Source organism: Hymenobacter endophyticus (genome assembly GCF_032464715.1).
Classification (GTDB): domain Bacteria; phylum Bacteroidota; class Bacteroidia; order Cytophagales; family Hymenobacteraceae; genus Hymenobacter; species Hymenobacter endophyticus.
Genome location: NZ_JAWDJT010000013.1, coordinates 77,085 through 99,458 on the forward strand (window position 1 = coordinate 77,085; position 22,374 = coordinate 99,458).

The window sequence follows — 22,374 nt, forward strand, 5'->3', positions numbered from 1 at the left end:
TCGTCGTTCCCGGGCAGCTACTGAGCTAGGTATTACCTAATGACCATCTTTTTTGGTTATTTTGCGCCTCATTCACCTTTTCTTACTGCGCTTTTTTTCAAGTAAATGGCATTAATCAACACGATTCGAGAAAAATCGGGCTGGGCGGTCGGGGCCATCATCATCGGCCTGCTCCTCTTCATGCTCGGCGGTGACTTCCTGTACGGTCGGAGCAGCATCTTCGGCAAGAACGACACGTCGGTAGGCGAAGTAGCCGGCGAAAAGGTGGAATACGCAGATTTTGAAAACACGCTGGAGCAAGCCAAGCAGGCGTTCATTCAGCAGCAGCAGCGCCAGCCCGACGACCAAGCCCTGGCCTACATCCGGGAGCAGGCCTGGAACCAGACACTCTACCGCATTGCCTTCCAGAAGGAGTTCGACAAGCTGGGTCTGAAAGTGTCCGACGAGGAGCTAACCGACATGGTGCAGGGCGTGAACGTGCACCCCAGCATCCGCCAGGCCTTCACTGACCCTAAGACGGGCCAGTTTGACGTGATGAAGGTAAAAGAGTACCTGCGCAACCTCGACAAGATGGACCCGCAGGCCCAGGCCGCGTTTGCCAACTTTGAGGCCAACCTGCGCCCCGAGCGTTTGGGCAGCAAGTACAGCAACCTGCTCAAAATGAGCACCTACGTAACCTCGGCCGAAGCCAAGCGCTACAACGAGGCTCAGGCAGCTCAGGTAAATATGCGTTACCTGTTCGTGCCTTACTTCACGGTGTCGGACTCGAGCGTGAAAGTGAGCAACGAGCAGCTGCAGGCTTACATCGACAAAAACAAAGCCCGCTATAAGGTAGAGGACGGCCGCAGCGTGGAGTACGTGAGCATTCCAGTAACCGCCTCCGTAGAAGACAGCACCACTATCCGCAAGAACGTGGACGAGCTGGCCACCCGCTTTGCCTCGGCCCCCGTCGATTCGTCCTTCGTGCAGCTGAACTCTGATGCCCCAACTCGTCCCGCCTTCCTCTCGCCGGCCGATATGCCCGAGAAGCTGCGCGCCCAGTTGCCCCTGCAGGTAGGCAAAGTGTACGGCCCCTACGCCGAAAACGGCACTTACTCGCTCTACAAAGTAACCAGCGAAAAAGCCGGAGCCCAGCCCGCCGCCCGCGCCAGCCACATCCTCATTAAAGCCGACGGCACCACGCCGGAGGCCGATGCCGCTGCTAAAGCCAAGGCCACCGAAGTACTGAACAAAGCCAAAGCCGGCGCCAACTTCGCCGACCTGGCCCGCCAGTACGGCACCGACGGCACTACTGCCACCGGCGGCGACCTGGGCTGGTTCCAGCAGGGGCGCATGGTGCCCGAGTTTGAGAAGGCCGTATTCGGGGCTACTGCCACCGGCCTGCTGCCGAATCTGGTAAAAACTTCCTTCGGCTACCACATCGTTAAAATTACCGCTCCCAAAACCAGCCAGACCTATCAGGTAGCTACCGTGCAGAAGAGCATTCAGCCCACCGATGCTACCCGGGACGCCGCCTACAACAAAGCCCAGCAGCTGAAGGGTGAAGCTACCGACCTGGCCTCGTTCCGGGCCGCCGTGGCCAAGGATAAGAGCCTGCAGAAAGCAGAAGCCAAAGGCCTTGGCCGCGGCGACCAGGCCGTGAACAACCTGCAGGGTGCTCGTCGCCTGGTACGCTGGGCCTACGGCTCCGATAACGAAGCCCCCAACGCCAAAATCGGGGATGTGTCGCCGGTAATTGAAGTGGGTGACCAGTACGTAATTGCCGTGCTGACCGGGGAGCGGGAAAAAGGCACCGCCGACGTGGCCAGCGTGAAGCCTGAAGTAACTGCCTTGGTGCGCAATGAGCTGAAAGCCGAGCAAATCATCAGCAAGCTGAAGGCTGCGAAAGGCAGCACACTGGAGCAGCTTGCCCAAGCCTACGGCAGCAGCGCCCAGGTAAAAACCGCCGATAACGTAGTGCTGGGCCAGGGTCAGATTCCGGGCCTGGGTGCCGAGCCGGTGGCCGTGGGTAAAGCCTTCGGCCTGAAGCCCGGCCAGAAGTCGAAAGCCTTTGCCGGGGAGCAGGGTGTGTTGGTAGTGGAAGCCGTAAGCGCCACGCCGGCTCCCGCTACTGCCGACGTGAAAGCTGCCAAACAGCAGCTCACCGCCCAGCGCACCGCCCGCGCCGATGAGCTCATTTACAACGCCATCAAGCAGCAGGCCAATGTGAAGGACAACCGCACGAAGTTCTTCTAAGCTGCTTCAAACACAAAACTGCAAAAGGGCCGTACCTTAGGGTGCGGCCCTTTTTTTGTTTGGGAGGGTGTGAGGGTAGGAAGGTGTAAGTTGGTTATGCTGTCGGCATAGCGCTGCGCACGCCCCACGTTAACTCCTGCCCACTTACCCGCTTACCTTCCTAAACCATAACCGGGCACTCCGGGCCCGTCCTTTTCGTTATGCACGTATGAAAAAGTCGTTACGAGTGGTTTGGTTGGCGGGCGGGTTGGCCGGGACGTTGTGGAGTGTCCAGCCCACCTTGGCCCAGGGCAGTGAGGACAGTCAGGTGCAATTGGCCCGCGAGTATGAGCGCAAGGGGGAGCATGACAAAGCCGCTTTCCTGTTCAGCCGCCTGCGCAACGACGAACAAACGGCCCCCAACATCCTGCCCGATTACCTGGCGGCTTTGCAGGGCCTGAAGCAATACAAGGAAGCCGAGAAACTACTGAAGCGGGCCATCAAGCAGCGCCCCCGGGAGGTGGCGCTGGGCGTCACGCTGGGCCAGGTGTACGTTCAATCTGTTGATGAGCTGGCCGCACGAAAGCAGTGGGATAAGGTGCTCAGCCAACTTACGCTGGAGCAGGTACCGGCCGTGGCCGCAGAGTTTCAGCACCTGAACCTACCTGATTGGGCCACGCGTACCTACTTGCGCGGCCGGGAGCTGGCCCGCTCCGAAACTGAGTTCGGCCCCCAGCTTATCCAGCTCTACACCCAGCAGGGCCAGACGGATAAGCTGATGGTGGAAACCCTGCGGCTGGTGCAGGACGACGAGCGGCAGCTGCCCTTCGTGCGCAACATGCTCCAGAACAGCCTGCAGGAAGACAAGGACTTTGCGGCCCTGGAAAAGGAACTGCTGGGCCTGGTGCAGAAAAACCCCGAGCGGCCCGTGTACAGTGAGCTGCTGCTGTGGCTGCAGGTGCAGCGCCGCGACTTTACCGGCGCGCTGGTGCAAGCCAAAGCCCTCGACCGGCGCGGCCGTACCGAGGGCCAACGGGTGCTGGAAGTAGCTGAAATTGCCCGCCGCAACAAAGATTACGAAAGCGCCATTCAGGGCTATGACTATCTGATGCGGGAGTATCGCAGCAGCCCCTACTATGCCCTGGTGCGGCAGCGGCTGGTGCAAACCCGGGAGGAGCAGGTGCGCAATACCTACCCCGTAAACGTGGCCCAGCTCCGCAGCCTGCTGCAGGAGTACGAGCAGGTGCTGAAAGACCTGGGCCGCACCCCCGAAACCGCCCCGGTACTGCGCAGCATGGCTGCCCTGCTGGCTTTCCAGCTCGATGAGAAAGAGCCGGCCATCAAGCTCCTGAATGAGGTAATCAGCATGCCCCGCGCTGGCCTGGAGGTAGTAGATCAGGCCAAGATTGACCTGGCCGATATTTATGTGCTGCGGGCCGAGCCCTGGGAAGCTACGCTGCTCTACTCGCAGGTGGAGAAGTCGCACAAGGATACGCCCCTGGGCTATGATGCCAAGCTGCGCAACGCCCGCCTGAGCTACTTCGCCGGCGACTTCAAGCTGGCTCAGTCGCACCTGGATATTCTGAAGCAAGCCACCAGCCGCGAAATTGCCAACGACGCCATGCAGCTCAGCCTACTCATCACCGACAACACGGCCATGGACACCGCCGGCGTGGCCCTGCGCGACTACGCGGCCGTGGAGCAGCAGGTGTTTCAGAACAAGATTCCGGAAGCCATGCGCGGCCTGGATGCCTTGCTGACCAAATACCCCGGCCACGCCCTGCAGGATGAAGCCTGGTTTCTGAAAGCCCAGCTGCTGCGCCGCACCGGCGACTACCCCGGGGCCCTCACCACCCTGGAGCGCATCACGGCCAACCCCAAGTACGACGTGCTCAGCGACGACGCCCTGTTTCTGGCGGCCAGCATTCTGGAGGAAAACGTGCAGGATCGGGACAAAGCCCAGCAGCTCTACAACCAGGTTATCACCAAATATCCCGGCAGCATTTACGGGGCCGAAGCCCGCAAACGGTTCCGCAAGCTGCGTGGCGACGTGGTGAACTAAACGGTGGTTGTAGCCGGGCGTAACAGCTTGCAGGGCTACATGGTAAGTGAGAAAATAATGCGGCACCGGGCCGGAGCAGCAGGTGCCGCGGCCGTTGTCGGGAGCTTAGCCGGAGGCAGGCCGCGCTGTTCAATAGAAAACAGAGTAAATTTCTTCCCGGCTCAACCTGAGCCGGCTGTACCATAAGTGGCTTATGGAGTGCTGGCCTGCCTAACCGCTAAGCGGAAAACGACTCTATTCCGCACCCGGACTCACCAACAAAGCCGGCTCAATCCGTGCGTTTCTTTTCGTACTTTTGAAGATACCGCCCCGGTACTATCTGGCAGAAATATGGAAAAACGATGGATTCGCAAGCCCGCGCCCGACGCTGAGAAAGTCCGGCACCTGGCCGACGCGTTGCGCGTCAACGAGGCCATTGTCAGCCTGCTCTGCCAGCGCAACGTGTGCACTTTTGAAGAGGCCCGCGCCTACTTTCGCCCCGACCTCAGCCAGCTGCCCGACCCCCTGCTCATGCGCGACATGGACCTGGCCGTGGACCGCCTGCTCCGGGCCCTGCACCTGGGTGAGCGGGTGCTGGTATTTGGCGACTACGACGTAGACGGCACTACCTCCGTGGCGCTGGTGTACAGCTACCTGCGGCAGTTCTTCGGGGCGGAGCGCATTGATTACTACATTCCGGACCGCTACAAGGAAGGCTACGGCATCTCGGAAGCGGGTATCGACTTCGCCCACGACTTCGGCTATCAGCTCATCATTGCCCTCGACTGCGGGGTAAAGGCCGTGGAGAAAATTGCCTACGCCAACGAGCGGGGCGTGGATTTCATCATCTGTGACCACCACCTACCCGGTGTGGAGCTGCCCGCCGCTGTGGCCGTACTCGACCCCAAGCGCAAAGACTGCCCGTACCCGTTCAAGGAGCTGTCGGGCTGCGGCGTGGGCTTTAAGCTGATGCAGGCCTTCACCCAGCAACAGGGCCTGGCCGAGGAGGAGTTATATGAGCTGCTGGACCTGGTGGCCGTGAGCATTGCGGCCGATATCGTGCCCATCTACGGCGAAAACCGCACCCTGGCCTACCACGGCCTGCGCCTCATCAACGACCGGACCCGGCCCCAGCGCCCCGGCCTGGAGGCGCTGCGGGAGTTGGCCGGCCTGCAAACTGCCGAGCTGAACATCAGCAGCCTAGTGTTCGGGTTTGCGCCGCGCATCAATGCCGCCGGCCGCATGGGCGACGCCAAACGCTCGGTGGCCATGCTGCTGGCCGGCAGTACTGCCGAGGCCGTGGCCACCGCCGGCGTAGTGGATAAAACCAACCAGGAGCGCCGCGGCTTCGACACCAGCATTACCAAGGAGGCGCTGGAAATGATTGAGCAGAGCGACCTGCTGCGCGCTGCCCGCACCACCGTGCTGTTCAAGGAAGACTGGCACAAGGGCGTGGTGGGCATTGTGGCCTCGCGCTGCCTCGATAAATACTACCGGCCCACCATCATCCTCACCGAAAGCAACGGCAAGGCTACCGGCTCGGCCCGCTCGGTGGTAGGCTTTGATGTGCACCAGGCCATTGAGGAGTGCGCCGAGCTGCTGGACCAGTACGGCGGCCACATGTACGCCGCCGGCCTCACGCTGCCCGTCGAAAACGTGCCCGCCTTCCAGGAGAAGTTCGAGCGGATTGTGGCCGGCCGCATCCTGCCCGAGCAGCTGATTCCCCCCGTCGAAATTGACTGCACATTGCAGCTCAGCGACATTACGCCCTCCTTCTACCGCTTGCTGAGCCAGATGGAGCCCTTCGGCCCCGGCAACCCCAACCCGGTATTCGCTTCTGAGCGGGTGTACGCCGCCCCTGATTCGGCGCGCATTGTGGGTAACTCCCACCTCAAAATTGCCCTCACTCAGGACGGCCACCACAGCGTCGATGCCATTGGCTTCGGTCTGGGCGAGTACTACGAGCAAATTCGTCAGGGTCAGCCTTTTAGCGTGTGCTATACCGTAGAAATCAATGAGTACCGGGGCGTGAAAAACCTGCAGCTCCGCCTCAAAGATATCCGCTGGGAGTAAAAGCATATAGCAAGGGCCCTGCTACGGCATGTAGCAGGGCCCTTGCTGTTCTATACAAAGTTAGCTACCGGGTGAAGGCGGCAAGTGAAAGAGTTGGCAGCAGATACTGGCGGCCATTCCAATGCAGGTAGCCGCTACGCAGGTACAAGGCTTCGGAGGTGCTGACCGCCGAGCCGGAAGATTTGCCCGGGGCTGTGCGCACCCACAAATACTGAATGATGCCGTTGGTGCGCCGTTCCTGCAAAATTTTGTTGCCCTCCTGGTACACCGTGAATACCTCCATTATCGTGTTGTTGCGACGCGTAGTCATTTTTTTGCGCCACACGCTGTTACCTGAATAGCTGGCATCAAATCCCTTCGTCCGCTGATTACGTCTGCCCAAATGAGGAGCATTCGTTTCAACTTTATAAGATCTTGCCAATGCCTGTTGCCGGACAACATTGGCGGCTTGCATCAAAGAGTCGAGGGCGGCGCCAGTACGGGTGGCATCAGTAACTGTTTGGGCTTGAGCGCCGAGGGTAGCTAAAGCCAGAAGGGGTAGGAGAAGTAGAGCACGCTGCATAAAACTGGAAAGGATATACGAGTAGCCATCGGCCTGATGGGCGCAGGGCAGGTAGCAAAAACAGCGCCGTTTCAGCCCCCGCGGGCATTATGGCTTCGCAGTAGGGCGGGTGTGCTGCCAGGCCCAGGCAATAAGCACCAGCTGCAAGGGCAGCCGCAGCCAGAGCGCCCACAGCGGCACCGGCAGGCCCGCGCCGTGGCTTTGCAGCATGTAGAGGTTGGCCGGAAACACGGCCACCAGCAGCAAAACCAGCCCCCAGGCGGCCCAGCGCCGGGTGGCCGGCAGCAACAGGCCCAGGCCGCCGGCCACCTCGGCCGCCCCGCTCAGGTACACCAGCAGCAGCGGCTCCGGCAGGTAGGGCGGCACAATGCGCACGAAGGGCTGGGGCCGCAGGAAATGCGCCGCGCCGGCTACTAAGAATAACAAGGCCAGAGCCAGCCGGCTAACACGTTTGGTTGACATACACCTTGAGTAAGAGAACTTGCCTGCTATACGGTGGGGGAGGCCAGCCAGCCTGGCAGACGGTTGCCGGGCTGCCGAAAACCTGCCGGAGCTGCGTACCTTGGTCTAAGCGTTAGCGCCTTTATCCGCTTTTTATCCCGGTAGTTTCCCCATGAAGTTTTTCCCGTTGGCTCTTGCCCTGAGCCTCGCCACGGCCACCGCTAGCCTGGCCCAGCAGCCCGCCGGCTACCGCATCAACCTCAACTTGCAGCAAGTGGCCGCCGACCGGCTGAAGATAGTCGTCAACACGCCCATGCCCCGCGAAAATCAGGTTACCTACGTGATGCCCTCGGTTATTCCGGGCTCTTACTCCAAGAAGAATTACGGCCGGTTCGTGTCGGATTTCAAAGCCTTCGACCAGCAGGGCAAGCGCCTGAAAGTAAAGAACGATGGCCCCAATCTGTTTGTAATCGACGGAGCCCGGAAGCTGGCCCGCCTGGAATACCTAGTGGATGATACCTGGGACGTGAAGCAGGACGACGCGTTCATCTTCCAGCCCGGCGGCACCAACTTCGACGCGGGCCGCAACTTCACCCTCAACCACTACGGCCTCTACGGCTACCTGGAGGGCTACAAAATGCTGCCCTACGAGGTGCAGGTAACCAAGCCCGCCGACCTCTATGGCGCTACCGCCCTAGACGTGCGCCGCGCCTCGCCCACCCAGGACGTATTCACGGCCCCCAGCTACGTAACCCTGGCCGACGGCCCCATCCTCTACGCCCGCCCCGATACCACCAGCTTCAGCACCGGCGGGGCGCGCATTTCGGTGGCGGTACTGTCGGAGAGCGGGGTGGTGAAGGCCGCCGAGGTCAGCCAGATGCTGCGGCCCATGTCGGAGGCCCTGACCAAGTATTTCGGGCAGATGCCGGTGCCGCGCTACCAGTTTCTGTTCTACTTCCCGGCCAGCGGCTCCCCCCTCAGCAGCAAGGACGGGCGCTACGGGGCCATGGAGCACAGCTACTCCTCGGTGTACTTCCTACCCGAAATCAGTGACCCGGAGCGGCTGAAAAGCATGGTGGTGGAGGTAAGCTCCCACGAGTTTCTGCACATGCTGGCCCCGCTCAACATTCACTCCCGCGAAATCGGGGAGTTCGACTTCCGCAACCCGCAGATGTCGCAGCACCTGTGGCTGTACGAGGGCGTAACGGAGTACGTGGCCCAACTGGTGCAGCTGCAGGGTGGGCTGACCACCGAGGAGCAGTTCCGCCAGACCATGCGCGAGAAAATCCGGGATGCCGAAAAGTTTCCGGCCGGCGTATCCTTTACCGAAATGAGCCGCCGCATTCTGGAAAAGCCCTACGACGACATGTATGAAAACGTGTACAAGAAGGGTGCCCTCATCGGCCTGCTGCTCGATATCCGCATTCAGGAGCTGACCCAGGGCCGCCAGACCCTGCGCGACGTGCTGCTGGCGCTGCGCGCCAAGTATGGCCCCACCCGCTCCTTCGAGGACAAAGACCTGATTCCGGAAGTGGTGGCCCTCACGCACCCGCAAATCCAGCAGTTCTTCGACCAGTATGTGATTGGCCGGGAGCCGCTGCCGCTGGCCGAGTACCTGGGCAAAATCGGCTGGGACTACACCGACAAGGCCCGCGTGAAAATCCGGGCGTTTGGGCAGCTGGGTTTCCGTTACGATGAAAGCAAGCAGGAATTCCGCACCGCCGACGTGCAGGCCCAGACCAACGTGTTCGGTCTGCGCAACGACGACGTGATTCTGGCCGTGAATGGGCAGCCCCTCACCATGGCCAACGCCGAAAAGCTGCTCCGCCCGCTGGTAGATACTGAAACGGCCACGTCCGCGCCCGTAGAGCTTACCGTTCGGCGGGGCTCTGCCACCAGCACCGTAAAGGGCACTGCCCAGGAGTACGAGGTGGAAGCCAGCAACCTGCTCAAGCCCAGCCCCAGCGCCTCGCCCGCCCAAACTGCCCTGCGCCGCCAGGTACTTACGGCCCGGGGCTAGGCGTTAGGTGGCGGGGCCTGGGTTTCGGTAACCGCATCCGCCGCCAGGCCTCGCGCCAACCTTACGGCCAACCCCTACCTTTGCAGCAAGATGATACTACGAGCCGAACATCTGGTCAAGAAATACAAGTCGCGCACGGTGGTGAACGACATGAGCCTGCAAGTGGAGCAGGGCGAAATCGTGGGCTTGCTGGGCCCGAACGGAGCCGGCAAAACCACCTCGTTCTACATGACGGTGGGCATGGTGAAGCCCGATGCCGGCCGCGTGTTTCTGGATGAGCGGGAAATCACCAAGATGCCCATTTACCAGCGCGCCCGCCTGGGCGTGGGCTATCTGGCCCAGGAGGCCAGCGTATTCCGCGACCTGAGCGTGGAGGAGAATATTCTGGCCGTGCTGGAAATGACCGATATGCCCAAGCAGGCCCAGCGCGACAAAGTGGAGGAGCTGCTCAACGAGTTCAGTCTGACCCACGTGCGCAAAAACCTGGGCCGGGTGCTGAGCGGGGGGGAGCGGCGGCGTACCGAAATTGCCCGGGCCCTGGCCGTCGACCCCAAATTCGTGCTCCTGGATGAGCCCTTCGCCGGCGTCGACCCCATTGCCACCGAGGAAATTCAGAGCATCGTGGCCCGGCTCAAGCACAAAAACATCGGCATCCTCATCACCGACCACGACGTGAACTCCACCCTGGCCATTGTGGACCGGGCCTACCTGCTGTTCGAGGGCAAGCTGCTGAAAGCCGGCACCGCCGAGGAGCTAGCCGCCGACGAAATGGTGCGCCGCGTGTACTTGGGCAAGAACTTCGAACTGAAACGCAAGGTATAATCACAGATTCAGCAGATTACACGGATTGCACAGACAATAGCGCGCAGACCTGCCGGTAAGGAGTAGCTACGCTTTGCAGAATCAGGGTAGCCTGTTCGGGTAATTTTTATGTATGAAATAAGTATAATTTGCTGAATAGGTGATTGTTGTGGAATATAAGCACAAAGAACTAACGCACGCGGTTATTGGGTGTGCTATGCAGGTGCATCGAACGTTGGGGGCTGGATTTCCGGAGGTAGTGTACCAGCGTAGTCTGGCCCTTGAGTTGGAAGCAGCCGGTATTGCGTTTCAGCGCGAAATAGTCATGCCGCTGTTTTATCGGGAGCGGGAGGTGGGTTCCCGGCGCGCTGACTTTATGATAGAAGGCTGTGTGCTGGTAGAGTTAAAGGCAGTAAGCGAAATTACCCCGTTGCATCAGCAACAGATAATCAACTATCTGAAAGCCTACCAACTGGAGATTGGACTACTCCTGAATTTTGGAGAGGCCAGCTTGCAGTTCCGCCGTTTTATCCGGACGTCTGGCAATGCCTGAGACCCTGCTGTATAAGCTGGGTTTTAGTTTTGAGTGCTTGGTGCGTACTTACTGTGCGCGTGTTTCCGCTCTGACTACCTGAATCTGTGAAATTCATTCAATCTGCTCAATCTGCGATTCTCACCTGGGCCGTGCAGCGCCGCTTAGCCAGCATTGAGCACATTCGCCGCTACCCGCAGGACGCCCAGGCCCAGGTACTCACCAGCCTGCTGCACGCGGCCCGGCGCACGGAGTGGGGCCGCCGTTACGGTTTTGCCGATGCGCCTTCGGCTCGGGAGTTTGCCCGGCGCGTGCCTATCAGCAGCTACGAAGAGTTGTATCCGGAAATTGAGCGGGTGCTGCGGGGCGAAACGGACGTGCTCTGGCCCGGCAAGCCCGCGTGGTTTGCCAAGAGCAGCGGCACCACCAACGCCCGCAGCAAGTACATTCCCATCACCCGCGAATCTTTGCACGAGGGCCACTACCGCGCCGGCCGCGACATGACGGCCCTGGCTACGCTGTATTACCCCGAGGTTGATATTCTGGGCGGTAAAACCCTGTCACTGGGTGGCACCCACGGCCCCAACCCCTTCCGCCCCGATGATGCTGCCTCCCGCGTCGGTGACGTATCGGCGGTGATTATGCAGAATCTGCCCGCCTGGGCCGAGTTTGTGCGCACCCCGCCCCTGGAGCTGGCCCTGCTGGATGAGTGGGAAGAAAAGATTGAGCGCATTGCCCGCCACGTCCTCCAAGCCGATGTGCGCGTGCTGGCCGGCGTGCCTACCTGGATGATTGTGCTGCTGCGCCGAGTAGTAGAACTGGCCGGTGCGGAATCCATTGTGGACGTATGGCCTAATCTGGGGCTGTTTCTGCACGGAGCCGTGGCGTTCGGGCCGTATCGGGAGCTGTTCCGTCAGCTCATTCCCAGCCCCCACATGCACTACCTAGAGGTGTACAATGCCTCCGAGGGCTACCTGGCCCTCCAGGATGAGCCCGACTCCGAGGACCTGCTGCTGCTGCTGGACCACGGCATCTACTACGAGTTTCTGCCCCCCGACCAGTGGGAAGCCGCCCAGCCCCAGGCTATCGGGCTGGAGCAGGTGGAGCTGGGCAAGCAGTACGCCCTCATCATCAGCACCAACGCCGGCTTATGGCGCTACAAAATCGGGGATACGGTGCGCTTCACTTCCCTGGCGCCCTACCGCATCCGCATTTCGGGCCGCACCAAGCACTTTCTCAATGCATTTGGGGAAGAAGTGGTGGTGGAAAATGCCGATGCCGCCCTGGCCGCTGCCTGCCAGGCTACCGGCACCACTGTGCGCGACTACACTGCCGCCCCCATCTACTTCGCGGCCCACGACGGAGCCTCCCGGGGCGGCCACCAGTGGCTGATAGAATTCACCCACCCCGGGGTTGACTTGGCCCACTTCACCACCGTGCTGGACACCACGCTCCGCCAGCTCAACTCCGACTACGACGCCAAACGCCACCGCGACATTGCCCTAACACCGCCGGTGGTGACGGCCGTGCCCGCCGGCACCTTTGAGCAGTGGCTGGCCCGGCGGGGCAAGCTCGGTGGGCAGCATAAAGTACCGCGCCTGAGCAACTCCCGGGAAATACTGGACGAGTTACTTGAGCAACTAAATAATTAGTTGTAACTATCGAAAACAGTCGTATTCCTCGTTTTCGATGCGCTATTCTCATCACTCTACCTTGCTGGCTGCCTTGCTCGGGTTACTGGCCTCCTGCACCACTATCCGCCAGCACGGCCCCATCGGGTTCTGGTCGCGCAACCGGTTTCACCCTACTGATGACAAGCGGCACGGTCCCTGGCGGGAGTATTTTGACGCCGCCGGGCAGCACCGGGCCAATGCTGGGCGCTACTCGCATGGTCTGCCAGCGGGGCGGTGGCAGTATTTTGCCCCCTCCGGCGAGCTAGAGCGAGAAGAACGGTTTTCTCAGCGCCAGCCGGGGCTAGTAGCCATCCGCTACTATCACCCCAGCGGCACCGTCGCCAAGCAGGGACAAGCCCGCTACAACATATCCGATACCAACGTGCGCTTTTTCTGGTTTGGGGAGTGGAAGTGCTATGATACTGCAGGTCAGCCGTTACCCTCTGAGTTTTACCGGAACGGCCAAAAAACGGCCACCTTGGTTACCAACGCAGCCGGGGATTCTATTGCCTGGCCTACTCGCTAGGTGTGTATTGCACTGTGTAGGTATAGCTCTGGGCTGATTCTTCCTCTGAAAAAAACTGGCAACCAGAGTATATGTGCTGATTGGTGGGTAGTTAGTTCTACCGGGTAGAGATATGCGTTGGTCGAAGCCAACTATCAGAAAATAGGTTTTATTTGGGATGCTGCCTACATTTCTGGTATTGTTCAACTGCCTATATCCCACCTATGGCCGTTTCTACTTCCATTTCTACTTCTGGCTCTCGTCGCCGCCACCGCCGTCTTAAATCAGAGAAAACACCCATTGTCCGCAACCGCAAACTCGTGGTCGGTGTATTGGGCCTGCTGCTGTTTGCTCTGCTTGCCAGTTTGGGCGTAATAGCGGCCAACTTGAGCTAACAGCCAACTACCGCCCTTACCTAGTATAGCACCCACACAAAGGCCCGACTTGCCAATACAGGAAGGTCGGGCCTTTGCGCGGGTGCTTGGCATCGTTGTTATTCGTCCAGAATACCGCCTACCATTTTGCCCAGAATACTGCCGCTTTCCTTTTGGGCATTACCGCCATTCGGGGCCAGGGCCTGAATCAGCTTTTTCACGGGCATAGATTGGAGCCATACCCGGCCGGTACCGCGCAGCGTAGCCAGCAGCAGCCCTTCGCCCCCGAAAATCATTGACTTCAGCCCGCCAGCGCGCGTAATGCTGAAATCAATGCCCGGTTCAAAGGCCACTACGCACCCCGTATCTACCCGCAGCAGCTCGTTGTTCAGGTGCTTCTCAATGATAGTCCCGCCAGCGTGGACAAAGGCTCTGCCGTCGCCGGTAATTTTCTGCAAAATAAAGCCCTCTCCTCCAAAAAAGCCTGCGCCCAGCTTTTGGTTAAGGTGCAGGCTGATTTTGGTGCCTTTGGCGGCTGCCAAAAATCCGTCCTTTTGCACAATCAAGCCCTGGGGCAATTCCCGTAAGTTGAGCGGGATGATGGTGCCAGGATACGGAGCCGAAAACGCCACATGAGCTTTGCCGTAGCCGCCGCGGTGGGTAAAGTGCGTCATAAACAGCGACTCGCCGGTAATCAGGCGGGTGCCGGCCGAGAACAGCTTGCCCATAATGCTCTGGTTTGGCTCTGAGCCGTCGCCCATTTTCGTTTCAAAGGCAATGGCCTCGCTCATATACACCATGGCGCCGGCCTCGGCAACAACGGTTTCATTGGGGTCCAACTCTACTTCGAGTACCTGGATGTCATTACCCAGAATTTTGTAATCAACGTCGTGGGACTGCATACGCGCTAAGGAATGGGTGAATAATGCCCCAAGTATAGCGAAATGGCAATTTACGCGACCCTTCAAACCATTTGGTGTATATGAAAAACGGCTTACAAACGCCGCCAACGCCAGTTGAGTAGCGTTGGCGGCGTTTGTAAGCCGTGGTGCGGGCACTGATAACGTTATTCGTTGTCGGCTGCGGAGGACTCCGGGTCGTCTTCAGCGCTGGCTTTAGGGCCTTTCTTCTTGGCCTCCCGGCTGGTGCGGCGCATAAAATCCTCGTCCGACTCCTCGGGTTCCTGTACGCCGTCTTCCAGCAAGAAATCCTCTTCCTCCTTCTCGCCAAATTGCCCGTCGCGGTTCACCAGCTTTTTGTCGCGTACGTGGCGGTTCAAAAACAGGTTAATATCCTCAATGGAGTAGTTGGAGGTGATTTCACCCAGTGGGTTTACCTTGATTTCGAAGCCTTCCAACTCCTTATGCACCCGGGCTTTTTTCTCGGGGTCGGCGGCTTTTTTCTTTGGGTTAACGGGTTTTTTGGCCATGATACAAACGGCTAAAGAGTCAGTAGGAAAGCGGACCAGTAGGCCCCTTGCCCTTACGTACGCAAGCCCCCCGCCGAAAGATGTGCCGCCCAGTACCGGCCCAACAAGTGGCCCGAAAACCAACCGGCCCACCCAACGAGTGTTGGGCAGGCCGGTTGCAAGTCAATATATAGCAACTATAACCTAAGCAGGCAGCGCGGCTACGGCCGCCTGAATACGGGCAGCGGTTTCCTGAGGCCCCAGAATACTCATGATATGCATCAGATCGGGGCCGGCGGCGTTACCGGTTACGGCTACGCGCAGGGCTTGCAGCACCTGCCCAATTTTCAGGCCCTGAGCTTCCAGCACCTGCGTGAGCAACGCTTTGATGCCATCAGCCGAGGCATCGGCGGTAGCAGGCAACTGGGCAGCAAATCCGGCCAGCGCGGCGGATACCTGCGGGTTCCACTTCTTGCTGATCACCTGCTCGTCGTAGCTGGCGGGGCGCTGGAAGAACAGCTGCGCTTCCTTGGCCAGGTCGGCCGGGAAAGTTGCCCGCTCTTTTACCAAAGCGGCAATTTGTTCAGCCTGGTCGGCAGGTACTTCAACTCCTTGTTTGCTTAGCTCCTCGGTGAGGTACTGGGCTAGCTCGGCATCGGGTTTGGCGCGCAGGTACTGCTCATTGTACCAGCGCACTTTGTTTTGGTCGAAGCGGGCCGGCGACTTGCTCACGCGCTCAATCGAGAAGTTCTCAATCAGCTCGTCCATCGTAAATAGCTCCTGCTGGGTGCCGGGGTTCCAGCCCAGGAAGGCCAGGAAGTTGATGAACGCCTCGGGCAAATAGCCTGATTCCCGGTAGCCGCTGCTCACGGTGGGCTCACCGGTTTCGGCGTCCTTGCCGTGGAATTCCAGTGGGAACACCGGGAAGCCCAGCTTGTCACCGTCGCGCTTCGAGAGTTTGCCGGTGCCATCGGGCTTGAGTAGCAGGGGCAGGTGAGCAAACTGGGGCATAGTGCTTTCCCAACCTAAATAGCGGTACAGCAGCACGTGCAGGGGGGCCGAGGGCAGCCACTCTTCGCCCCGGATAACGTGAGTAATTTCCATCAGGTGGTCGTCCACGATATTGGCCAGATGGTAGGTCGGCATGCCGTCCGACTTCATCAGCACTTTATCGTCGATGCTGCTGGAGTGCACCACTACCCAGCCCCGGATGAGGTCGTTGAAGCGGATTTCCTCCTTGCGCGGCACCTTCAGGCGAATTACGTAGGGCGTGTTGTTGGCCAGCAGCTGCTCCACTTCCTCGGCCGGCAGGGTGAGGGAGTTGCGCATCTGAGCGCGGGTGATGCTGTTGTACTGGGGGTTGGGCACCTTGGCGGCCGTGAGGCGCGCACGCATGGCGTCCAGCTCCTCGGGCGTATCGAAGGCGTAGTAGGCGTGGCCGTCCCGGATGAGCTGGTCGGCGTACTGGCGGTACATGGGCTTCCGCTCACTCTGGCGATACGGCGCGTGGGGGCCACCTTGCTCAATTCCCTCATCAATTTCGATGCCGCACCAGCGCAGGGAGTCCATAATGTACTGCTCAGCGCCGGGCACGAAGCGGTTCTGGTCGGTGTCTTCGATGCGCAGCAGCATTTTGCCGCCCAGTTTGCGGGCCAGCAGGTAGTTATACAGCGCCGTGCGCACGCCGCCGATGTGCAGCGGCCCCGTGGGGCTGGGCGCAAAGCGCACCCGTACTTCTCTTTCCATAAGTCAGTCAGTTCACGGCGTTTTCGGGTGGGAAAACGCGCCGCAAAGGTACGAAAGGGGAAGTAGTGAAGAGGTGAAATTGTAAGCTGATGCGGGTGGCGTTCTGTCTGCATCATTAGGCCGGGCAAAACACTCCGCTTATCAGCCCATAATTTCACTATTCATTCCACTACCAACCCATATTTGCCCAGCAGGCCCGCCAAGCCCTGAACGGAAAAACGGGCCTGTTTTACCTCGTTCTGCTCCGGGTCAAGCACCACGTTCTGGGCCGTGCGGAAGTCGGCTCCAAATAGGCGGGTTTGGGCGAAAATGGCTCCGCGCAACTGGCACTCCTCGAACACCGCGTTGGTGAGGTCGGCGCGGGTAAAGTCGGTTTCCAGCAAAGAGCAGCTTGCAAATCGGGTGTTCGGCATCACCTTGCCCCAGAAAGACGCATAATCCAGCTGGCACCGGTCAAAATGCACATCAAACAGCATGTCGCGGCAGGAGGTAAACTGCAGCCCCAGCAGCTTACAGCCTTCGAAGGCCACATTTTGCAGACCGGTGTTAGCCAGGGTGGCTCCCGTCAGGTTGCAATTCTCGAACAGACACTCGCTGAAACGCCTGCCCGCCAAATTCGCCTGGCTTAAATCGAAACCGATGAAATGATACTGCTCGAATTCCTGCTGCCCTACCAGCTCTGGGGGGAGAATGCGCGTGAGCACGTTTTCGGGTGGAAAATAGGCCGGCTTTGCCAGGGCCTTGGCTGGTTTGCGGGAAGCCGGTCGGCGCATTACGTACGGTTTCTAGAGCCGAGCCACAGCACCAGACCCAGCAAAGTGATGCCCCCTTTAATGGCCCAGGCGACTGTTGCACCCCAGTTATTCATCCAATCCAGGAGTGGAAACCGAAAATTGGCGGGTAGCAGAAATGGGGCCAGCATGGCAATAAGGCCTGCGAAGAATAAGAAAATACCAAACTCGCGCATAAAGGTGAAATGGTGAAGTGGTGATTTAGTGAGTTTGACTTTCAGAAGAACCTAACGGCACAATCTGCACAATTCGCGCAAGCAGCGCAAACCGAACGTCAAACTCACCACTTTACCACTTCACCGCTACTGCACCGCTACGCAGGATATTTCAACCAGCACATCCTTTGGCAGACGGCTTACTTCCACCGTTTCGCGGGCGGGAGCATAATCCGCCTCAAAATAGTTGCCGTAGATTTCGTTAATAAGGCCGAAGTTGCCCAGATCCTTTACGAAAATGCTGCATTTCACTACGTCGCGCAGCGTAAGATTAGCCGCTGCCAGCACGGCCTGCAGGTTGCGCATTACCTGATGAGTTTGCTGGGCTACGTCGCCTTCACCTACCAACTGGCCAGTAGAATCAAGCGCAATTTGCCCGGAAACGTACACAGTATTGCCTGCCTGAATAGCCTGGCTATATGGCCCGATGGGAGCAGGAGCCTGGGGCGAAAAAATGATGGTGTGAGCCATGAGTACCGAAAGTGAGAAGGTGGGGTAGGGAAAATAGGCAGATGCCAAAGTACCAGAAAAATTGGGCTTCAGCAGGTTGTAAATGCTGACCGCCGCCCCGGATAACTCCAAGGCGGCGGTAGCTTGCTCTAACGAGTAATAACGGGCTTACTCTACCGTTACCGATTTGGCTAGGTTACGGGGCTGGTCGACGTTGCAGCCGCGCAGTACGGCAATGTGGTAGCTCAGCAGCTGTAGCGGCACCACCGAAACCAGAGGCATCAGTACTTCACTGGTAGCGGGCACTTCAATAGTGAATTCAGCCATAGCCGGAATTACGTCGTCGCCTTCCGTTACTACGGCAATGATGCGGCCTTTGCGGGCCTTCACTTCCTGAATGTTGCTAACCACTTTCTCGTATGAGCTGTCCTTGGTGGCAATTACCACCACGGGCATGTTCTCATCGATGAGGGCAATGGGGCCATGCTTCATTTCGGCGGCGGGGTAACCCTCGGCGTGGATGTAGCTGATTTCTTTCAGCTTCAATGCGCCTTCCAGGGCCACGGGGAAGTTGTAGCCCCGACCCAGGTACAGGAAGTTCGGCACGTCCTTGAACGTCTCGGCAATCTTTTCAATCTGGTCGTTGAGCTGCAACGCCTTCTCTACTTTCGCGGGAATGTTGTTCAACTCCACCATCAGCTCGCGCAGGCGGGTGTCGGTGAGGGTACCACGCTTGTGGCCCACAATCATGGCCAGCAGCGTGAGCACCGTTACCTGGGCCGTGAAGGCTTTGGTAGAAGCCACCCCGATTTCGGGGCCGGCGTGGGTGTACGCGCCAGCATCAGTAGCGCGGGCAATGCTGCTGCCTACCACGTTGCAGATACCGAAAATGGTAGCGCCGCGGCTTTTGGCCAGCTCAAGGGCCGCCAGCGTATCGGCCGTTTCGCCCGACTGTGAAATGGCAATTACAATGTCACGCTCCGTAATAACGGGGTTGCGGTAACGGAACTCCGAGGCGTATTCTACCTCTACCGGAATACGGGCCAAGTCTTCCAGCAGATACTCGGCTACGAGGCCGGCATGCCAGCTGGTGCCGCAGGCCACAATCAGGATGCGGTCGGCATTTACGAACTTCCGCTCGTACGCGCGCACGCCACCCATGTTCAGGTGACCGGCTTCCAACTCCAAACGGCCGCGCATGGAGTCGAGAATCGAGCGGGGCTGCTCAAAAATCTCCTTCAGCATGAAGTGCTCGTAACCGCCTTTCTCGATGCGGTCCAACTCTAGCTCTAGTGTCTGGATGTAGGGCGTCTGCACCACGTCTTCGCGGGAGCGGATTTCGAGCTTGCCATCTTTGATAACAGCCAGCTCATAGTCATTCACATACACCACTTCATTGGTGTACTCGATGATAGGCGTAGCATCAGAAGCCAAGAAAAACTCACCTTCACCCACGCCGATAACCAGCGGAGAGCCTTTGCGGGCTGCAATCAGTTGGCCGGGGTTGTCTTTGCTAAGTACTACAATGGCATAAGCACCCACTACCTCATGCAGGGCCAGGCGCACGGCTTCCTCCAGCGTGCAGCTATTTTGCTTCTGAATCTCCTCAATAAGGTTTACGAAAACTTCCGTATCCGTATCGGAATGGAATACGTGACCCTGCTGCTGCAAGTGCTGCTTCAGGGCCGCGTAGTTTTCAATAATACCGTTGTGGATGATGGCAATACGCTCCGAAGTAGAATAGTGCGGGTGCGCATTCACATCGTTCGGCTCGCCGTGGGTAGCCCAGCGGGTGTGGCCCATGCCGATGTGGGCGTGGGTGTCCTGCTCACCAATGTAGGCTTCGAGGTCAGCTACTTTGCCTTTCTTTTTGTAAACGGTGAGCTGCCCGTTTAGCAGAGCAACGCCGGCTGAATCGTAGCCCCGGTATTCCAGGCGACGCAGACCTTTGATGATGATAGGGCAAGCCTCACGGTGCCCAATGTAAGCTACAATTCCGCACATAGCAGTTGATTTATGACAGAGCAGATGGTTCTGAGAAAGAGAAAAAATCGGGCGGCAACGGCAAAAGCCGTGCCGCCCTTACTAACAGGTTTCCCTGGCAGAGTTGAACCTACCGTAACTTAGAGTAGTATACGCGCAGCTTAATATTGTTTGCGTCTAGTTGAGCCCGGTTCAGGTTTAGTACGGAACTGGAGCGCAACGTAGGTGACAGAACGAGGCCACTGGGCAATTCACCTTCCAGACGATTCTGCAGGTAGGCCTGCAGATATTCAGTCAAAGGTACCGAATACTGCTGCACCGGATCTTGGCCGGCAGGAACTGTAGCTACGGCTGGTGCAACTCCTGGCCCCGCCGAGGATGGGGTAAGACGAGCACCGCTAAGTGAATTAGTGCCTTCCGCCGGTACCAGTCGCTCGTAGGTGGTAGCGCCAACAGTCCGGGTCAGGACGGCGTTAGCGTTATTTACCTCATACAGGTACAAGCCGTTAGGGTAAGGAAACAGGGCGTTGCTGTTTTGCTTGATAGGCACTATCAACTCGGCCCGGTTGATGGCAATATCGGTACTGTTACGTAGGTTGTCTAAACCCTGAAACTCAATGCGAGTTCCCAGGCCAATACCGCCCTGGGCGTACGTGAAGCCGTTGGAGGCTACCGCCGGAACCTGGCTTTGTGCTGTGGTAAGTCCTGCCAGCGGAGTACCACTCAAGTCAGTGGCAATTTGTGTAAAATACTTGCCCGGCAAACCCGACAGACCGTTGGCCAGCAGAAGACGGTAGAGCCTTGACCGTACTTTGGTAACCGTACCCACCGTAGCGGTAGCGGTGTAATAGAAAGAAACGCTGGCGCCGGTATTTGAGGAGAATCCAACAATATTGCCCGAGTGATTGGCTGATGCCTCCAAGGCAATGCCCTTCCACACGGCATCCAACTTAGCCTGCGTCGGGGTACCGTCCTTCAGCGCGGTGAATACCGAGTTTGCCAGTGTAGCGGTATTGGCGTAGCGTAGCAGCCGTACCCGTACTACTTGGTCGGGCTCCGTGGTGGTGATGACCGTGGTGGTCGTGTCGGAGGACACACCGGAACCCACCCGTCGCTTTACAGTTCGCGTGCGGTTCAGTGGTGCTGATAAGCCAGCCAGCAGCGTGTTGCTAGTGGCCACCGAGGATGTAGAATTGTACACTGCCCGTTCATCCAGCGGCTGCGCTAACGCCTGCAAATCAAACCGCAAAGGCTGCGCGGCCGAGCCATAGACTTGGTTGAATGGGAGCGTAACCACCACTGAATCGAGTCGGTGAGCCGTGAAAGTCGACGGAATAGTGTCGCTGGTCACTACCTGCAAATTCAGGTAGCCCTTAGCCGTGGTAGTACCCACGAAGGAATCACGGAGACGTCCCACCAGCAGCTGATCCGCCTGTATAGTTTCAACCGGCTGCTGGCGTACCGTGTAGGCTGTCACCGGAAGGTCGAGGTAATTTGCCGTGATAGGAGAGGTGCCGGGCAATTCCAGGCCGAGGTCATTGGCTTCTTCACAGCCAGTAGTCAGGCCCAGTAAGGCAACTGCAACAAGGGAAACCGAAGCAAGTCGGCTGGCGCTAGTTGGCCAATTCATTATATAGTGCGTAGTAAGAAGTCAACAGGTTGTCGTCGGCGGCTACCTGCTCAATTTGTTTGTTGCCTGAGTACTCCGTGAATAGGGTATTCAAGTTTTCGCTGAAGTCTTCATCCGACTTCACTACGGCATCCGCGTACTCCATGCCTACTTTAATGAAACCGCCGAAGTCGGCCGTTTTCAGTGAAGCCAGCATTTCGTCTTCAATGTCGAGCATCTTGGCCTTCTCTACAATATCACCCTCAAACTTAAAGTCGAATTCGTTATTGTAGATGGTAAACACCGATTTGGCATCCTTAAAAATCGGGTCCTTTTTGTAGGTCGTTTTTAGGTACATCGGAATCAAGCCGGTCATCCAGTCATTGCAGTGTACAATGTCCGGTGACCAACCCAACTTTTTCACTGTTTCCAGTACACCTTTGCAGAAGAAAATGGCCCGCTCGTCATTATCAGAGTGGAACTTGTCATTCTTATCTACGAGTACCGACTTACGATGAAAGTAATCTTCGTTGTCGATGAAATAAACTTGCAACTTCGCATTCGGGATGGACGCCACTTTAATAATGAGCGGCTTTTCATCTTCGCCCACGGCAATATTAATTCCCGACAAACGCACTACTTCATGCAGGCGGTTTTTACGCTCGTTAATAATGCCGAATCGGGGTACAAAAATGCGGATTTCCATCCCCATTTCCTGCATTCCCTGCGGCAAACGCCGCAAAAACTCTGCTACCTTGGTGGTCTGCAAAAACGGGTTGATTTCCGTGGCAGCATAGAGTATTCTCAACTTAGACATAGAGAGTCAGTTGGGGTGATTGAGGAAGGGCAACACTTTGGGATGCACAAAATTAAACATTTTTGAGGGAAATTTCAATCATAGCCAGCCGGCGGCTCGCCGGGAGGCCTGTTTTACTC

General features: G+C 58.2%; 20 protein-coding genes. 9 read left to right on the plus strand and 11 right to left on the minus strand.

Annotated features, from left to right (window positions below; genetic code table 11):
* Window positions 1–105: 105 nt before the first annotated feature.
* From ROI90_RS17465 to recJ, 3 genes are all read left to right on the plus strand, one after another.
* Window positions 106–2,235 (plus strand): peptidylprolyl isomerase, encoded by a 2,130-nt coding sequence (locus tag ROI90_RS17465; RefSeq protein ID WP_315999647.1) that lies wholly within the window; start codon window positions 106–108, stop codon window positions 2,233–2,235.
* Window positions 2,236–2,443: 208 nt separating this feature from the next.
* Window positions 2,444–4,276, plus strand: a complete 1,833-nt coding sequence (locus tag ROI90_RS17470; protein ID WP_315999648.1) for a tetratricopeptide repeat protein — start codon at window positions 2,444–2,446, stop codon at window positions 4,274–4,276.
* A 330-nt stretch (window positions 4,277–4,606) separates the two neighbouring features.
* Window positions 4,607–6,328, plus strand: coding sequence for a single-stranded-DNA-specific exonuclease RecJ (gene recJ, locus ROI90_RS17475; RefSeq protein ID WP_315999649.1), 1,722 nt, complete (start codon window positions 4,607–4,609; stop codon window positions 6,326–6,328).
* Window positions 6,329–6,392: 64 nt separating this feature from the next.
* Here recJ and ROI90_RS17480 read toward each other — a convergent pair whose 3' ends face one another.
* Together ROI90_RS17480 and ROI90_RS17485 are read right to left on the minus strand one after the other, a co-directional pair.
* On the minus strand, window positions 6,393–6,890 hold the full coding sequence (locus ROI90_RS17480; protein WP_315999650.1) for a hypothetical protein: 498 nt from the start codon (window positions 6,888–6,890) through the stop codon (window positions 6,393–6,395).
* An 87-nt stretch (window positions 6,891–6,977) separates the two neighbouring features.
* Window positions 6,978–7,352: a DoxX family protein gene (locus tag ROI90_RS17485; RefSeq protein WP_315999651.1), complete on the minus strand. Its 375-nt coding sequence runs from the start codon at window positions 7,350–7,352 to the stop codon at window positions 6,978–6,980.
* A gap of 151 nt (window positions 7,353–7,503) precedes the next feature.
* On the opposite strand from ROI90_RS17485, the gene ROI90_RS17490 reads away from it, so the two are divergent.
* The 6 genes from ROI90_RS17490 to ROI90_RS17515 all read left to right on the plus strand — a co-directional run bounded on the left by ROI90_RS17490 (window position 7,504) and on the right by ROI90_RS17515 (window position 13,257).
* A complete protein-coding gene (locus ROI90_RS17490) occupies window positions 7,504–9,351 on the plus strand; it encodes a M61 family metallopeptidase (RefSeq protein WP_315999652.1) in 1,848 nt (615 codons plus the stop codon).
* A 90-nt stretch (window positions 9,352–9,441) separates the two neighbouring features.
* The gene (gene lptB, locus ROI90_RS17495; RefSeq protein WP_315999653.1) at window positions 9,442–10,173 is read left to right on the plus strand and encodes an LPS export ABC transporter ATP-binding protein; all 732 of its coding nucleotides are present in this window, start codon (window positions 9,442–9,444) and stop codon (window positions 10,171–10,173) included.
* A 148-nt stretch (window positions 10,174–10,321) separates the two neighbouring features.
* A complete protein-coding gene (locus ROI90_RS17500) occupies window positions 10,322–10,705 on the plus strand; it encodes a GxxExxY protein (RefSeq protein WP_315999684.1) in 384 nt (127 codons plus the stop codon).
* 86 nt (window positions 10,706–10,791) lie between these two features.
* Window positions 10,792–12,336 (plus strand): GH3 auxin-responsive promoter family protein, encoded by a 1,545-nt coding sequence (locus ROI90_RS17505; RefSeq protein WP_315999654.1) that lies wholly within the window; start codon window positions 10,792–10,794, stop codon window positions 12,334–12,336.
* A 37-nt stretch (window positions 12,337–12,373) separates the two neighbouring features.
* Entirely contained in the window at window positions 12,374–12,883 is a 510-nt protein-coding gene (locus ROI90_RS17510; RefSeq protein WP_315999655.1) for a toxin-antitoxin system YwqK family antitoxin, read from the plus strand.
* Window positions 12,884–13,086: 203 nt separating this feature from the next.
* On the plus strand, window positions 13,087–13,257 hold the full coding sequence (locus ROI90_RS17515; RefSeq protein ID WP_315999656.1) for a hypothetical protein: 171 nt from the start codon (window positions 13,087–13,089) through the stop codon (window positions 13,255–13,257).
* A 98-nt stretch (window positions 13,258–13,355) separates the two neighbouring features.
* Here ROI90_RS17515 and ROI90_RS17520 read toward each other — a convergent pair whose 3' ends face one another.
* The 9 genes from ROI90_RS17520 to ROI90_RS17560 all read right to left on the minus strand — a co-directional run bounded on the left by ROI90_RS17520 (window position 13,356) and on the right by ROI90_RS17560 (window position 22,255).
* On the minus strand, window positions 13,356–14,138 hold the full coding sequence (locus ROI90_RS17520; protein WP_315999657.1) for a TIGR00266 family protein: 783 nt from the start codon (window positions 14,136–14,138) through the stop codon (window positions 13,356–13,358).
* 164 nt (window positions 14,139–14,302) lie between these two features.
* Window positions 14,303–14,665, minus strand: a complete 363-nt coding sequence (locus ROI90_RS17525; RefSeq protein ID WP_315999658.1) for a hypothetical protein — start codon at window positions 14,663–14,665, stop codon at window positions 14,303–14,305.
* 183 nt (window positions 14,666–14,848) lie between these two features.
* Entirely contained in the window at window positions 14,849–16,390 is a 1,542-nt protein-coding gene (gene gltX / locus ROI90_RS17530) for a glutamate--tRNA ligase (RefSeq protein ID WP_315999659.1), read from the minus strand.
* A gap of 161 nt (window positions 16,391–16,551) precedes the next feature.
* Window positions 16,552–17,163: a pentapeptide repeat-containing protein gene (locus ROI90_RS17535; protein WP_315999660.1), complete on the minus strand. Its 612-nt coding sequence runs from the start codon at window positions 17,161–17,163 to the stop codon at window positions 16,552–16,554.
* Window positions 17,163–17,357, minus strand: coding sequence for a hypothetical protein (locus tag ROI90_RS17540; RefSeq protein WP_315999661.1), 195 nt, complete (start codon window positions 17,355–17,357; stop codon window positions 17,163–17,165). Before ROI90_RS17540 ends, ROI90_RS17535 begins: the two co-directional genes overlap by 1 nt.
* A gap of 126 nt (window positions 17,358–17,483) precedes the next feature.
* Window positions 17,484–17,867 carry a RidA family protein gene (locus tag ROI90_RS17545; RefSeq protein WP_315999662.1) on the minus strand — a complete coding sequence of 128 codons (384 nt, stop codon included), beginning with the start codon at window positions 17,865–17,867 and terminating at the stop codon, window positions 17,484–17,486.
* Between the two features lie 147 nt (window positions 17,868–18,014).
* Window positions 18,015–19,850: a glutamine--fructose-6-phosphate transaminase (isomerizing) gene (gene glmS / locus ROI90_RS17550; protein WP_315999663.1), complete on the minus strand. Its 1,836-nt coding sequence runs from the start codon at window positions 19,848–19,850 to the stop codon at window positions 18,015–18,017.
* Window positions 19,851–19,959: 109 nt separating this feature from the next.
* On the minus strand, window positions 19,960–21,459 hold the full coding sequence (locus tag ROI90_RS17555; RefSeq protein WP_315999664.1) for a DUF4270 family protein: 1,500 nt from the start codon (window positions 21,457–21,459) through the stop codon (window positions 19,960–19,962).
* Window positions 21,443–22,255 (minus strand): glycogen/starch synthase, encoded by an 813-nt coding sequence (locus ROI90_RS17560; RefSeq protein WP_315999665.1) that lies wholly within the window; start codon window positions 22,253–22,255, stop codon window positions 21,443–21,445. The genes ROI90_RS17555 and ROI90_RS17560 overlap by 17 nt, the downstream gene beginning before the upstream one ends.
* Between the last annotated feature and the right edge of the window lie 119 nt (window positions 22,256–22,374).

Excerpts from the sequence above, each read along its gene's own strand:
- ROI90_RS17490 (WP_315999652.1), top strand. The coding sequence starts at position 7,504 with ATGAAGTTTTTCCCGTTGGCTCTTGCCCTGAGCCTCGCCACGGCCACC.
- glmS (WP_315999663.1), bottom strand. The coding sequence starts at position 19,850 with ATGTGCGGAATTGTAGCTTACATTGGGCACCGTGAGGCTTGCCCTATC.
- gltX (WP_315999659.1), bottom strand. The coding sequence starts at position 16,390 with ATGGAAAGAGAAGTACGGGTGCGCTTTGCGCCCAGCCCCACGGGGCCG.
- lptB (WP_315999653.1), top strand. The coding sequence starts at position 9,442 with ATGATACTACGAGCCGAACATCTGGTCAAGAAATACAAGTCGCGCACG.
- ROI90_RS17535 (WP_315999660.1), bottom strand. The coding sequence starts at position 17,163 with ATGCGCCGACCGGCTTCCCGCAAACCAGCCAAGGCCCTGGCAAAGCCG.
- ROI90_RS17510 (WP_315999655.1), top strand. The coding sequence starts at position 12,374 with ATGCGCTATTCTCATCACTCTACCTTGCTGGCTGCCTTGCTCGGGTTA.
- ROI90_RS17520 (WP_315999657.1), bottom strand. The coding sequence starts at position 14,138 with ATGCAGTCCCACGACGTTGATTACAAAATTCTGGGTAATGACATCCAG.
- ROI90_RS17485 (WP_315999651.1), bottom strand. The coding sequence starts at position 7,352 with ATGTCAACCAAACGTGTTAGCCGGCTGGCTCTGGCCTTGTTATTCTTA.
- ROI90_RS17470 (WP_315999648.1), top strand. The coding sequence starts at position 2,444 with ATGAAAAAGTCGTTACGAGTGGTTTGGTTGGCGGGCGGGTTGGCCGGG.
- ROI90_RS17515 (WP_315999656.1), top strand. The coding sequence starts at position 13,087 with ATGGCCGTTTCTACTTCCATTTCTACTTCTGGCTCTCGTCGCCGCCAC.
- ROI90_RS17545 (WP_315999662.1), bottom strand. The coding sequence starts at position 17,867 with ATGGCTCACACCATCATTTTTTCGCCCCAGGCTCCTGCTCCCATCGGG.
- ROI90_RS17480 (WP_315999650.1), bottom strand. The coding sequence starts at position 6,890 with ATGCAGCGTGCTCTACTTCTCCTACCCCTTCTGGCTTTAGCTACCCTC.
- ROI90_RS17555 (WP_315999664.1), bottom strand. The coding sequence starts at position 21,459 with ATGAATTGGCCAACTAGCGCCAGCCGACTTGCTTCGGTTTCCCTTGTT.
- recJ (WP_315999649.1), top strand. The coding sequence starts at position 4,607 with ATGGAAAAACGATGGATTCGCAAGCCCGCGCCCGACGCTGAGAAAGTC.
- ROI90_RS17525 (WP_315999658.1), bottom strand. The coding sequence starts at position 14,665 with ATGGCCAAAAAACCCGTTAACCCAAAGAAAAAAGCCGCCGACCCCGAG.
- ROI90_RS17560 (WP_315999665.1), bottom strand. The coding sequence starts at position 22,255 with ATGTCTAAGTTGAGAATACTCTATGCTGCCACGGAAATCAACCCGTTT.
- ROI90_RS17540 (WP_315999661.1), bottom strand. The coding sequence starts at position 17,357 with ATGCGCGAGTTTGGTATTTTCTTATTCTTCGCAGGCCTTATTGCCATG.
- ROI90_RS17465 (WP_315999647.1), top strand. The coding sequence starts at position 106 with ATGGCATTAATCAACACGATTCGAGAAAAATCGGGCTGGGCGGTCGGG.